A 12,343-nucleotide genomic window follows, 5' to 3' on the forward strand; every position below is an offset into this window, starting at 1 on the left:
GGACATGGGCGTCTGCTCAGGCGCCGGGTGTCCTGCGGGGTCAGCCGGCCAGCCGGTTGAGCTTGCGGATTTGGTTGTCGAAGGCGCGCGAGGGCACGATCCGGCGCAGGAGGCTGACGCGTGCGGCCATCGAGCCGGCGGTGTACCGGAGCTTGGGCTTGGAGTCGGTGGCGGCCGCGACGATCACCTTCGCGACAACGTCCGGGTCGTCGGCGGTGCGCACGGCGGTGGCCAGCACGTCTCGGGCGATCTCCCGCTGCGCGGCGTAGACCGGCAGGGGCGAGTCGGGTGCCAGGCTGCTCGCCTCGAAACTCGTGCTTGTGTAGGCCGGCTCGATCAGCAGCATCCGGACGCCGTGCTCGCGAAGCTCGTGGTCGACGGACTCGGAGTAGCCCTCGACCGCATGCTTGGCGGCGGCGTAGACGGCCATGAAGGGCGCTGGGATCAGACCGAGTACCGAGGAGACGTTGACCACGCGGCCACTGCCCTGGGCGCGCATGCGGGGCAGCACTGCGTTTGTCATCCGCATCAGACCGAAGACGTTGATGTCGAAGACCTCCTTGGCCTGGTTGATCGAGCTCTCCTCGCCGGCGCCGACCGCGCCCACGCCCGCGTTGTTGACCAGGACGTCGATCCGACCGAACCGCTTGATCACCTCCTCGACCAGGGAGCGGACCGACTCGTCGCTGGCCACGTCGAGATCGAGGAACGTCACCCCGGCCAGCGGCCCGGCGTTCGCCGCGTTGCGGCTCGTGCCGACCACCGCGAAGCCGGCGTCCACGAGGGCGAGCGCTGCCGCCCGCCCGATCCCGGAGGAGGCGCCTGTCACAAGGGCCACTGGGGAAGCTGTCTGCATGGTGGTTCCTTCGGTTGCGGGCATGACTTCGTCGTGCCCAGTGCGGGGTCGCCAGGATGATTGTGTACTGAACTGTCAGAAACCTAGGCGGTTCTGTACTGAGTTGTCAAGTACGGCGGGTCGGCATTACCTTCGGCGTATGGCGAGACCACGAAGCTTCGACCGCGACCACGTCCTGCATGCCGCCGAGCGGCAGTTCCGCGCCTCGGGCTACAACGGCACGAGCGTCGACGACATCAGCTCTGCTACCGGCCTGGGCCGCGGCAGCCTCTACGCCGCGTTCGACGGCAAGCACGGCGTGCTGCTGGAGGCGATGACCGGCTACTTCGCCCGGCTGAGCCAGGGGCCGCGGAAGATGCTCGCCGGACCGGACGAGGGTGCCCTGGAACGACTGCACCAGTACTTGCTCCGCGCCGTCCATGGGGTGCCACTCGCCGCCGACGTACTCCCCGCCTCCGACCGGGCGGGGGCGGCCTGCTTCGCCGCCAAGATGGCCTTGGAGGTCGGCGCCTCCGACCCCGAGGTGAAACGCCTGGCCAAGGAGTGCTTCTCCGTGGTCCGGACGGCGGTGGCCGAGTGTGTGCGAGCGGCGCAACGCAACGGTGACATCGACCCCGACGCGGATCCCGACGACCTCGCGTACCTTCTGCTGACCATCATCCGCGGGACCGATGTCGTCGGCGCGTACGGCCACAGCCCCGCCCGCCTGACCTCGATCGCGGAGAGCGCGTTCGCCTTGTTGCCCCGCCCGCACCACCGCTGAGAAGGGCACGGCCGGCCTCGCCGCACAGGCACCTGATCCGGTCGGCCCCCTTCGACGCCGCGGCGGCACCGCCCGTAGGTTTACGCGCCGCCGGGAGGTCGTCTGGGCGATTGGCGAAGAACTGCGCCCGCATCCAGTCGAGTTGCTCCACCGCATGCGCGGTGTCGCCGGGCTTGAACTGCACGGTCAGTCGCGGAACGCCTCGCCGCCAGCAGACGGTGGTACTTCGGCCGCCGCTCCGCCAACTCGGACCGCGTTTGCAGGAAGGAGCAGAACCTGCTGGACATCGACATACAGGTCCACCGCGTCGACCAGCTCGTCCGGGTAAGGCTCACTCATAGCCACGATCTTTATCCCCGCGCGACCAGGGCGGGGCCGACTTCGCGACGAGATCTACGCACGACCACGTGACCTGCGGATCGGCACCTTCGCCGAGTCGATCGCGATCGACGCCGACGACGTCGCGATCAAGCCCTCCTCGCTCTCCTTCGCCGAGGCCGCCGCCGTACCCCTGGTGGCGCTCGCCGCTCAGCAGAGCCTCGTCGACCTCGCCGACGTCCGCCCCGGACAGAAGATGCTGGTGCACGCCGGCGCCGGCGCCGGCGGCCTCGGCTCGACCTCCATCCAACTCGCCAAGCACCTCGGCGCGTACGTCGCCACCACCGCCCACACCCGCGACATCGACAAGGTCCGAGACCTAGGCGCCGACGAAGCCATCGACTACACCACGACCGACTCGCCGACGTCCTCAACGGCTACGACGTCGTCCTCGACTCGCTTGGGCCCGGCCAGCCTGAAGAAGTCGCTGACGGTCCTGAAGCCCGGCGGACTGGCCATTAGCGTGGTCGGCCCACCCGACCCGGCCTTCGCCGCGCAGCTCGGCCAGCCGCTCCTCAAGCCGGTCATGGCCGTGCTGAGCCGCAAGCTCCGCAGCCGGGCGAAGCGACTGGGCGTCCGGTACTCGTTCTTCTTCATGCGCGCCGACGGTGCCCAGCTCAAGGCCATGGCAGCCCTGTATGACGCCGGCACGCTGCGCCCCGTGCTCGACCGCACCTTCGACTTCGACGAAACCTCGACGCCCTCGCCTACGTCGAGCAGGGCAAGGCCAACGGCAAGATCGTGATCACCCATTGACCAAGACGTCGGTGGACCCCCGTTGCCTTTTGACCGTCCCCAGCCGGGACGGCTCGGTGGGCACCAGGTTCCCGAACGTCGTTGCCCCGGTGCGGTGTAAGGCGCGGGTGGCGCTCTGTGCCGGGTCTGGGGGTAACCATCTGCCAGGCGCTGGCGCCGGTGGCCAACGTGCTGGCGAGCCATGCGGCACGCTGGGTGGGGCCGTGTGATCGCCCTGGTCAGCGACATGACTATCCCTTTCTTTCGTACTTGGTCTGCCCCCCTCCAGCACATCCACGACGGCCCCACCCCGATCATCGCCGACGCCCTCGGCTTCCATCTCGTGACCACGGCCAAGCTCGGGACGATCCTCAAGCGCAGTTCGGGCGAGGAGTCCCGCCCTAACCCACCCTCGCCGCCGCCCGGGTGCTGGGTTCCTGAAATGACAATGAGCGGAGGCCTCAAGCCTCCGCTCACGTCCGGGGGATCCGGTGCGACGGGTTTCCCCCCTTGGTTGCGCGTCCGCCGTCTTGTCGTGTTCCAGTCGAGCAAGGGAAAGCCGGTACGCACCGCCCCGCGATCTTGTTGCCTCTGTCGCGCGACAGGTTCGAGTATCAATCATTTAGCGCTTACTCGAAAGTAGCTTTTACAGTCTGTGACAGATATTTACGGTTTTGACTATATTTAATACTTCCTTGGACGGCGATGCACAGGAAGATCATCTAAGGCCTAAAGTGCGGACGGGATGCGACATGTCCACAAATGGAAAATAAATTGTTACGACTTTGCGTCTGGGCGCGAGAAGGGCCACTATTGGTGTTGCGGGGCAAGACATTCCGCAACGGGTCGGCTGTGCGAGGCCGACCCTTCTGCGTACCTTAGACATGTTTGCCCCGAAGTGTTCCAGTCGCACAAGGGAGTGGCTGACGGGCCCTCCCTTGTGTTTTCACACAGGGGAGAGGTAGTGAAGTTTACCTTCAAGGCTGAGATCAGCCCACCGCCCTGGCTCATGGCGGTGATCCACACCGTGGTGGCCGGTGGGGGCGTGGTCTACATGGAGATCGCCCAACAGCCGACCGTCGTCACGACGGCGATCGTGTTCATCATGGGTGTGTCTTACGGTCGCATTCTGACCACGTCGGCCAGGCGCAGGGCAGTCGAGACCAAGAGCGGGCACGCGTGAGTAGCCCCGTACCCCCAACCGCGCATTCCGCCATGACGCCCATCGCAGCATCGGAAAGCCTCGCAACGTTCGAAGGGCTGTTGACGGCCCTCTTGGAGATTCAGACCCAGGGACAGGACTGGCGCCAATACTCATGGCCTCCTGGCACGAGTACCGGCGTGCTGAGGCAGGCGCTCAACTCGGGCCTTCAGCTCCCCGCCTGGCGGATGGTCAACAGCCTTCTGGTCCAGCTGGGAGCGCCGGAATCGAGCCTGCCGGACTTCCACGCCGCCTACGAACGGGCGAAGCTCTACCGTCCATGGTCCGACACCATCCGCATTAGCCAGGACGCGGACCATGCCGGCACCGGCATGTACGTCATCCACAACACCGGCGGCACAGTCAATGTTCAGGCCGAACGTCGATATCCCCGGAGAACGGAGCGCCTTGCTGAACCGGTTATCCAGGATGCGCCCGGCTATGACCTCAAGCCCGATCCGTTCACCGCGAATTCTGTCTCTGAACTGGAAGAACTCGCTCGGGAGTTTTGGCGGTGGGCTGGTACACCCTCTACTCGCCAGCTCGCCGAGCAGTCCCGCGGTGCGTTCTCTCACGCCACTGTAGCGAAGATCATCTACGATAAGCCGGGAAAACCGCCTCTGAAGATGCAGTACTTGCTGGGGCTTATCCGTGGATGCGGGGGCGACGCGCAAGAGCAGCAGCAATGGGCGAGTGCGTGGAGAATTCTTAATCGGACCACGGCCACCAAGCGCGAGACGAGGCCCGCGCTGAAGGTCTGGACAACTCGAGCAGGATGATCTGGGGAGCTTGGAGGACCTAGCCTGGCTGCCTCGTTCTCGGGGCGGCCCCTCACGCGCATGCCTCAAACGACCTTGAAAGAATGAACCCCCGGCCGCACGGGCTGGGGGTTCGGTCATGCCGTCATGTTGATGGCGGTCTGGGAGGTTGCTGGTGACCTCGATAGACCGAACCGCTTACCGGGCGTGCCGCGGTCTCTCCTGCGGTTCGCCGGTGACCCAGTTCCAGCTGGTGATCGTGGTGCGCATCAGGCGGGCGGCGGTCGACAGGTGGCTGTCGGCGCCCCAGTACAGCGTGAGCGCGCGGCGGCAGTCAGGGCTGTCGACGGTGATCGCGGCAAGGGGAGCACGGACCGCGGTGTGCCGGGCGAAGGCAGGGACGAGGCCGATGCCGAGCCCCGCGCCGATCAGGTCGGCGATGGCGCTAAGCTCGTCGACCTCACAGACGATCTTCGGTGTGCGGCCTCTGGCGGCGAAGAGCCGGTCAAGGAGCCGGCGCTGCCAGTGCCCCTTGCGGGCGGCGACGAAGGGCTGGTCGGCGAGTTCGTCGATGCTCACCGAGGTACGGCCCGCAAAGGGATGGTCGAGTGATGTGGCCACCCACACCTCCTCATCGAGCAGCTCAACCGCCTCCAAGCCCTCGGCGTGGATCGGCTGCGAGGCGACACACAGATCGACCTCTTGGGCCCGCAGGTGGCGGGCCATGTCCTCGGCCGCCGCCCAGCGGAGTTCGACCTCCATGGAGGGATGGGCTCGCTTGTAGGCCGCCAGCGGCCGGGTGAGGGTGAGGAACGTCTCCGACGCCAGCCGCACCGTGCCCACGCCCTCGCTGGTGGCCTCGGCGACGGCTCGCCGGCCCGCGTCGAGCTCGCCGAGAGAGCGTTCGACGTAGTCGCGGAAGAGCTTGCCCGTGTTGTTCAGCCGGAGCCGACCGCCGCGGTCGAACAGCGGTGTGCCCAGTTCGCTCTCCAAGCGGGCGATGGTACGGCTCAGCGATGGCTGGGCGACGCGCAGCTCGTCGGCCGCGCGGCTGAGGTGTTCGAGCCGCGCCACCACCAGGAACTGCTTGAGCGTGTTCAGCTCCATCATGCCCCTCAATGCATAACAGCATAGCGATATTGATCTTAGACAAGATAACCCACGGGCCATAGCGTCGAGGCCGGACAACGAAAGGGGGGGATATCCCATGCTCACCATGCCCGCGCATCGGACGACACCGACGGGGTGGACACTGCGGGCCGTCGTCAGCGCGCATGTGGTGGCGGTCGTCGGCCAGCCGGTGTTCGCCGGGGCGTACCTGACCGGTGACTTCGACAGTCTGCGCTGGCACGCGATCGGCGCCGACGTGGTCACCTCCATCGGCTACCTGCAGGTGGTCGTGGCGATCGTGGTGTGGATTCGGCTGCGCCGGGTCTGGCCGTTCCTGGCCACGATGGCGGTGGTGGCGGCCGAGACCGTGCAGTACTTCGCCGGGTTGGACGGCGCGCTGTGGTTGCACATCCCGTTGGGTGTGATGACCGTCGTCGCGCTCGTCGTGCTGTTCATCGCCGTCTGGCTGGGCGGCGGTCACGTACGTGACGACAAAGCGCCGCGGCGGGAGGTCCACCATGCGTGAGGGTGTGACCCGGCGGCGGATTCTGGGCATCGGCGGGGCGCTCGGGCTGATGGCGGCCACCGGGCTGTCCGCCTCGGCCGCGCTGGCCCGCCGCCCGTCGATGACCGGTGCCGAGTTGCGCAGTGCCGTACCGCTGCCACCGCCGTTCCAGGTGCCGCTGCCGATTCCCGCCGTGCTGGCGCCGGTCGGCACCTCGGGCGGAGCCGACCGGTACGAGATCACCCAGCGTGAAGCGAGCGCGGAGATCCTGCCCGGGGTCAGGACAGCACTATGGACGTACGAGGGCACCTTCCCCGGACCGACGATCGAGGCGCGCCGCGGCCGGCCGATCACTGTGACGCACCACAACGAGCTGCCCGTACCGACCGTCGTACACCTGCATGGCGGACGGACCCCGGCGGCCTCCGACGGGTACCCGACCGACCTCGTCCTGCCCAACGGTTGGCCGCAGGCAACCTCGCACATGGGGCACGGACACGATCCGCGGGCGGCAGTGACCGAGCTGACGCGCGACTACACCTTCCCGCTGGATCAGCGCTCCGCGCTGCTGTGGTACCACGACCACCGGATGGACTTCACCGCCCCCGCGATCTGGCGCGGCCTGGCCGGGCTGCAGATCGTCCGCGACGACGCCGAGGACGCCCTCGGTCTGCCCTCGGGGCGGCGCGAGCTGCCCCTCATGATCGCCGACCGGGCGTTCGCCGCCGACGGCGGCCTCGCTTACCCCGCCCTGCCAGGGCGGCCGGGCGTACAGGAGCCGTACCTCGCCGGTGTCCTCGGTGACGTGATCCTGGTCAACGGTGCCCCCTGGCCCGTGCACGAGGTCGACGCGGCCCGCTACCGGCTGCGCGTCCTCAACGCCTCCAACGCCCGTCACTACGAGCTCGAAGCGGTCAGCGACGACGGGCGCCCGCTCGACCTCGTCCAGATCGGCGCCGACCAGGGACTGCTCGCGGCGCCGGTCACCCACCGGCTCCTGCCGATCGCCCCCGCCGAACGCTACGACGTGATCATCGACTTCGCGGGCCTGCCGGTCGGCAGCCGGGTGAGAATCGTCAACCGGCTGGGCTCCGGGCGTACTCGCGACGTGATGGCCTTCCGCGTCGCGCGCAAGGCCGCCGACGACAGCCGCATTCCCGGCACCCTGTCCACGGATCTCCCGGACTGGCGCCGCTCGGAGGCCGTCAGGACGCGCGAGTTCTCCTTCCGCACCGGGCGAATGCACGGCGACCACGGCTGGCTGATCGGCGGGCTGCCGTTCGACCCCGCCCGCTCCGATGTCACCGTCGGTCTCGGCGATGTCGAGGTGTGGCGGCTGGTCGCCGACGTCCATCACCCCGTCCACCTGCACCTGGTCGGCTTCCGGGTGCTCTCGCGCGGCGGCCGGCCGCCGCTGCCGCACGACGCGGGGCTCAAGGACACCGTCTCACTTCGGCCGGGCGAATCGGTGGAGATCATCACCCGTTTCGACGGCTACCGCGGCCGTTACCTCTTTCACTGCCACAACGCCGAACACGAGGACATGGGCATGATGGCCAACCTTGAGGTCAGCTGAGTTCCTATGGAGCCTTCACCGCGCCGTAGTGTCAGTCACGAGGTTCGGCCTTGTGGGCGTGGCGTCGGCTGGACGAGCGTCGAAGACGACTGGTGAGAGCCGGTGCTGGTATGAGCTGACCGAGACGACCCGGGCGTCGCCGGTCTCTCGCAGCGCGGCGGTCTGAGCCCATGAAGGTCAGCTCTTGGCGAGTGCTTCGCGGCGGATCCACCGCAGCAGGGTGGGGTTTTCGACAGTGGTGATGACGCTCACCGTCGTACGGAAATAGCGATCGTCGTCCAGCAGCGCCAGCATGCTCGCGGCCAGGTCCGTACGGGCGGTGAACCTGCCGTCGGCCTGGCCCTCGACGAGGGTGTAGTCGGTGGGCGAGGGCAGGTGGTAGAGCCCGCTCGGGCGCACGATCGTCCAGTCGAGATCGCTGGCGCGGACCAGCGTCTCCATCCGCCGCATGTCGTCATAAAGCGTCTTGCCCAGCACCTGCGTCACGTACGGCAGCACTACTCGGTTGAACAGGAAACCGCCGTCGGAGTACGAGTGCGGGGCGACCCCGCTAGAGCTGACCACGGCGAGGCGACGCACCCGATGCCGCGCCATAGCGGCGACGATATTCGCCACACCCCGCGAATAGGTGCTGATCGGCTCCTTCCCGGCGGGCACCCCGAGCGTCGACAGCACCGCGTCCCGCTTCGCCACGGCGGCGTCGACGGCCGCCGCGTCGAGCACGTCGGCACCGACCACCTCGAGCCGATCATGGCGCAGCGGAAAGGAGTCCGGCTGCCGGGTGACCGCGGTGATCCGATGCCCGGCCGCGAGGGCCTGGCCGGTGAGCAGGCGGCCGGTCGGACCGTTGGCTCCGAAGACTGTGATGAACATGACGGCTGTCCTTCCTTGGTTACGACACCATCAGGTCGGCGCGTATGGTCAGTTCGTGGGCCGGCGGGCCTGGTTCGCCTCGCGAACGACCGCCCAGGCGTCCGCCACCGGACCCAGGTGTCGCAGCTTGTCGGGGTTGAGCACCGCGCGGATCGTCTGGATCTGCCCGTCGAGGGTGTCGAGCGCCAGGATGTTGACGACGTTGCCGTCCCGGTCGCGGAAGATGGCGCCCGGCCGGCCGTTCACCTCGTGCGGCTCCACGACGCCGCCGATCCGGGCGAAGGGCGCGACGATCGCGGCCAGCGTCCGGGCCACGTTCGCGGCGCCGAAGACGCCCTTGCCCCACAGCGGGGCCTTGCCTCCGCTGTCACCGATCATCTGGACGTCGGCGGCGAGCAGTTTCCGCAGGCCGTCGACGTCCCCTTCCCGGAAGGCGTCGAAGAATCGCTCGGCGAGTTCGGCTCGCTCCCGTCGATCGGCCTCGAACCGGGCGCGGCCCGCGTCCATGTGGCGGCGCGCCCGCACGGCGAGCTGGCGGCAGGCCGCCTCCGACCTGCCCACCGCCGAGGCGACCTCCCCGAAGCCGAACCCGAACACCTCCCGCAGCACGAAGACCGCCCGTTCGAGCGGGCTGAGCCGCTCCAGCAGCAACAGGGCCGCCATCGATACGGAGTCGGCCAGCTCCGCCGACCGCTCCGGATCCTCGTACGGATCGGCGAGCAGCGGCTCGGGGAACCACTGCCCGGCGTACTCCTCCCGCCGGACGCGTGCCGAGCGCAGCACGTCGATGGCGATCCGGGACACCGTGGCCGACAGGAACGCCTTCGTCGAGGCGGGTCGCGTCGGGGATGCCTCGTAGCGCAGCCAGGTCTCCTGGACCGCGTCCTCGGCCTCGCTCACGCTGCCCAGAATCCGGTAGGCGATGGAGAACAGCAGCGGCCGTAGCTCCAGGAACTCCTCAGCGCGCGTCATGCCAGCTCCTCCTTGAAGCCCTGCCGCCAGGAGGGGTAGCGCAGCTGCCAGCCCAGCTCCCGTTTGGCCTTGGCGTTGGAGAAGCCGCGCCCCTGGGTCATCATCGCCACCGCCGTACTCCCGGCCAGCGGCCGGGCAAGCCACACTGGAACCCGCATCGGCGGCTTCGCCCCCGCGCATGCCGCCAGGTAGGGCAGCCACTCACGGGCCGGGGCCGGTTCGTCGTCGACGATGTTGAACACGCCCTTCACCTTGCGTTCCACGGCCAGGAGAGTGGCGCTCGCCGCGTCGTCGAGATGCACCCATGAGCTGTAGCCGGCGCCGTTCCCGACGACCGGGTACTGCCGCTTGCGCACGAGCTCGACCTGGTCATCGGTGGCGCCCGGCCCGTAGAACGCGCCGTAGCGCAGGACCGCGCCGCCGGCCTTGACGACCACGTCCTCAAGGTGGCGGATCGCCGCCGCCCCCTTGCCCGTGCTCGTCGGGTCCAGCGGGTCCTCCTCGGTCTTCACCCATCCGCCCTCGCGGATGCCGTTCCAGGAGCCATAGCTCTGCGCGACGAAATGGGACACACCGGTCGCTTCGGCGGCGGCCAGCAGATGGTCCGTCCCCTCGGAGCGCAGCCGGTTGGTGGCGGCGAACCAGCCGTCGAAGTGCTTGATATCCGGCTTGCCGGAGATGGCGGTCATCTGGTGCACGATCACGTCCGGCCGGGCCTGGGCCACCGCCTCACCGACTGACACCGCATCCAGCCCGTCCATCACGACCGCCTCGGCGCCCAACTGCCGCAGCAGGCCCCGCTTGGCCGTGCTCGTCGTCGTCGCCGTCACCTCGTGGCCACGCGCCACCAGCAACGGCACCAGCCGCCGCCCCAACACCCCGGCCCCGCCCGCCACGAACACCCGCATGACCATCACCTTCCGGATCCCAGAGCTTGTCTTCGGAACCCGAGACGAGACAGCCCGCCCATCTGTGACATGCCGCCTAGGACGTTCGCACCCGGCCGGCCCGGGACTCCAGGTAGCGCTGCTCGGCGATACTGGCCGTGGACTTCGCGGCGAGCCGGAAGTGCTCGTACGCCCCCGCCGCGTCTCCCGCCTTCTCCAGCAGATGCGCCCGTACGGACAGCAACCGGTGATGCCCGGCCATCCGCTCGTCACTGTCCAATGTGGCCAGCAGGGCCAGCCCGGCCTGCGGGCCCTCGGTCTCGGCGAGCGCGATGGCCCGGTTGAGGGTGACCATGGGGTTGGGCGCGATCCGTTCCAGGACCAGGTACAGCGCGTGCACCTGCGCCCAGTCGGTCGCCGCGGCCGTGTCCGCGTCGTCGTGCGTGGCGGCGATGGCGGCCTGCAGCTGGTAGGGCCCCAGCGCGGGGCCGGCCAGTGACACCTTGACCAGCTCGGTGCCCTCGTCGATCAGCGCGCGGTCCCACTTCGTACGGTCCTGCTCGTCCAGCGGCACCAGGTCGCCGTTCGCCGTCGTACGCGCCTCACGGCGGGCGTCGGTCAGCAGCATCAGCGCGAGCAGCCCGGTCACCTCGTCGTCCTCGGGCAGCTGCGCGTGCACCATCCTGGCCAGCCGGATCGCCTCGTGCGCGAGGTCGGTGCGGTGCAACTCGCTGCCCGAAGAGGCGGTGTAACCCTCGTTGAAGATCAGGTAGAGCACGTGCAGGACGACCCGCAGCCGCTCCTCGCGCTCCGCGCCCTCCGGCAGGCTGAACGAGCTGCCGGCCGCCTTGATGCGCTGTTTGGCCCGGCTGATCCTGGCCGCCATCGTGGCCTCCGGCACCAGGAACGCGCGGGCGATCTCAGCGGTCGTCAGGCCGCCGACCGCACGCAGCGTCAGGGCGGTCTGAGAGGCCGCGGTCAGCGTCGGATGGCAGCACAGGAACAGCAAGACGAGCGTGTCGTCGGTGTCCGGCACGTCCTCGGGCACCACTTCGGTGGCTGTCGCCGACTCCCGTTCGCGGCGCGCGTGGTCACTGCGCATCTGGTCGATGAGCCGCCGGGACGCGACGGTCATCAGCCAGCCGCGCGGGTTGTCCGGCAGCCCCTCGGCCGGCCACTGCACGGTGGCGGCGAGGACGGCCTCCTGCAGGGCGTCCTCGCACGCCTCGAACTGCCCGTTCCGCCGTACCAACATGCCGAGGACCTGCGGCGTGAGCTCACGCAGCAGGTCCTCGATGGCCGATGTCGTCATGCCTCCAATTGTCCGTCAGCGAACATCACCTGTCGCACCTCTACCCCCAGACCCTCGATCGCGGTGTCGGGGATCTGCGTCGCCAGCTCGATCGCCCGCTCCTTGTTCTCGCAGTCGATCAGGTAGAAGCCGCCCAGATACTCCTTCGCCTCCAGGAAAGGGCCGTCGGTCACGACCGGCTGGCCGTTGCGTACGGACACCACGGCAGCCTGCGATGGGTCGACCAGCGCCTGGGTGGTGATCAGCTCGCCGGACTTCTTCAGCGCCTCGATGAACGCGCCGTGGCCGTCGCCGATCGCCGCCTTCTCCGCGTCGGTCAGCGCGTCCAGCACGGCCGGGTTGATGTGCATGCTGATCAGGAACTTCATTTTGTACTCCTCGTGGTCGCGAGCCCCGGCCGGGGCCCTTCGACCGGTT

General features: G+C 68.6%; 14 protein-coding genes. 6 read left to right on the forward strand and 8 right to left on the reverse strand.

All coding sequences use genetic code 11. The features are described 5' to 3' along the window. Positions 1-40 precede the first annotated feature (40 nt). Positions 41-856: an oxidoreductase gene (locus AB0J16_RS36325; protein WP_358548157.1), complete on the reverse strand. Its 816-nt coding sequence runs from the start codon at positions 854-856 to the stop codon at positions 41-43. A gap of 139 nt (positions 857-995) precedes the next feature. Between AB0J16_RS36325 and AB0J16_RS36330 the strand changes: the two genes are divergently transcribed. After that, on the forward strand, positions 996-1,619 hold the full coding sequence (locus tag AB0J16_RS36330) for a TetR/AcrR family transcriptional regulator (RefSeq protein WP_358548159.1): 624 nt from the start codon (positions 996-998) through the stop codon (positions 1,617-1,619). A 186-nt stretch (positions 1,620-1,805) separates the two neighbouring features. On the opposite strand, the gene AB0J16_RS36335 is transcribed toward AB0J16_RS36330, so the two are convergent. Next, positions 1,806-1,958 (reverse strand): hypothetical protein, encoded by a 153-nt coding sequence (locus AB0J16_RS36335; protein WP_358548162.1) that lies wholly within the window; start codon positions 1,956-1,958, stop codon positions 1,806-1,808. Between the two features lie 175 nt (positions 1,959-2,133). On the opposite strand from AB0J16_RS36335, the gene AB0J16_RS36340 reads away from it, so the two are divergent. The 3 genes from AB0J16_RS36340 (at position 2,134) to AB0J16_RS36350 (ending at position 4,712) form a co-directional block, all read left to right on the forward strand. Continuing rightward, the gene (locus tag AB0J16_RS36340; RefSeq protein WP_358548165.1) at positions 2,134-2,742 is read left to right on the forward strand and encodes a zinc-binding dehydrogenase; all 609 of its coding nucleotides are present in this window, start codon (positions 2,134-2,136) and stop codon (positions 2,740-2,742) included. Positions 2,743-3,696: 954 nt separating this feature from the next. After that, the gene (locus tag AB0J16_RS36345; protein WP_358548168.1) at positions 3,697-3,915 is read left to right on the forward strand and encodes a hypothetical protein; all 219 of its coding nucleotides are present in this window, start codon (positions 3,697-3,699) and stop codon (positions 3,913-3,915) included. A gap of 32 nt (positions 3,916-3,947) precedes the next feature. After that, positions 3,948-4,712, forward strand: coding sequence for a hypothetical protein (locus AB0J16_RS36350; RefSeq protein ID WP_358548171.1), 765 nt, complete (start codon positions 3,948-3,950; stop codon positions 4,710-4,712). 177 nt (positions 4,713-4,889) lie between these two features. On the opposite strand, the gene AB0J16_RS36355 is transcribed toward AB0J16_RS36350, so the two are convergent. Further along, positions 4,890-5,801 (reverse strand): LysR substrate-binding domain-containing protein, encoded by a 912-nt coding sequence (locus AB0J16_RS36355; protein WP_358548174.1) that lies wholly within the window; start codon positions 5,799-5,801, stop codon positions 4,890-4,892. Positions 5,802-5,898: 97 nt separating this feature from the next. Between AB0J16_RS36355 and AB0J16_RS36360 the strand changes: the two genes are divergently transcribed. Beyond that, a complete protein-coding gene (locus AB0J16_RS36360; protein ID WP_358548177.1) occupies positions 5,899-6,327 on the forward strand; it encodes a hypothetical protein in 429 nt (142 codons plus the stop codon). Further along, positions 6,320-7,882, forward strand: a complete 1,563-nt coding sequence (locus tag AB0J16_RS36365; RefSeq protein ID WP_358548180.1) for a multicopper oxidase domain-containing protein — start codon at positions 6,320-6,322, stop codon at positions 7,880-7,882. Before AB0J16_RS36360 ends, AB0J16_RS36365 begins: the two co-directional genes overlap by 8 nt. Positions 7,883-8,059: 177 nt before the next feature. Here the strand turns inward: AB0J16_RS36365 and AB0J16_RS36370 are convergent, their stop codons facing one another. From AB0J16_RS36370 to AB0J16_RS36390, 5 genes are all read right to left on the reverse strand, one after another. Then, the gene (locus AB0J16_RS36370; RefSeq protein WP_358548183.1) at positions 8,060-8,755 is read right to left on the reverse strand and encodes an NAD(P)H-binding protein; all 696 of its coding nucleotides are present in this window, start codon (positions 8,753-8,755) and stop codon (positions 8,060-8,062) included. A gap of 48 nt (positions 8,756-8,803) precedes the next feature. Further along, on the reverse strand, positions 8,804-9,727 hold the full coding sequence (locus AB0J16_RS36375) for an RNA polymerase sigma-70 factor (protein WP_358548185.1): 924 nt from the start codon (positions 9,725-9,727) through the stop codon (positions 8,804-8,806). After that, on the reverse strand, positions 9,724-10,635 hold the full coding sequence (locus AB0J16_RS36380; protein WP_358548188.1) for an NAD(P)-dependent oxidoreductase: 912 nt from the start codon (positions 10,633-10,635) through the stop codon (positions 9,724-9,726). The genes AB0J16_RS36375 and AB0J16_RS36380 overlap by 4 nt, the downstream gene beginning before the upstream one ends. 76 nt (positions 10,636-10,711) lie before the next feature. Then, positions 10,712-11,926: a DUF6596 domain-containing protein gene (locus AB0J16_RS36385; RefSeq protein ID WP_358548191.1), complete on the reverse strand. Its 1,215-nt coding sequence runs from the start codon at positions 11,924-11,926 to the stop codon at positions 10,712-10,714. Then, complete coding sequence (locus AB0J16_RS36390; protein WP_357955210.1) at positions 11,923-12,294, reverse strand: YciI family protein; 372 nt, start codon at positions 12,292-12,294, stop codon at positions 11,923-11,925. The genes AB0J16_RS36385 and AB0J16_RS36390 overlap by 4 nt, the downstream gene beginning before the upstream one ends. Between the last annotated feature and the right edge of the window lie 49 nt (positions 12,295-12,343).

Origin of the sequence: Nonomuraea sp. NPDC049750, from assembly GCF_040659625.1 — a bacterium.
In the GTDB taxonomy this organism is placed as follows: Bacteria; Actinomycetota; Actinomycetes; order Streptosporangiales; family Streptosporangiaceae; genus Nonomuraea.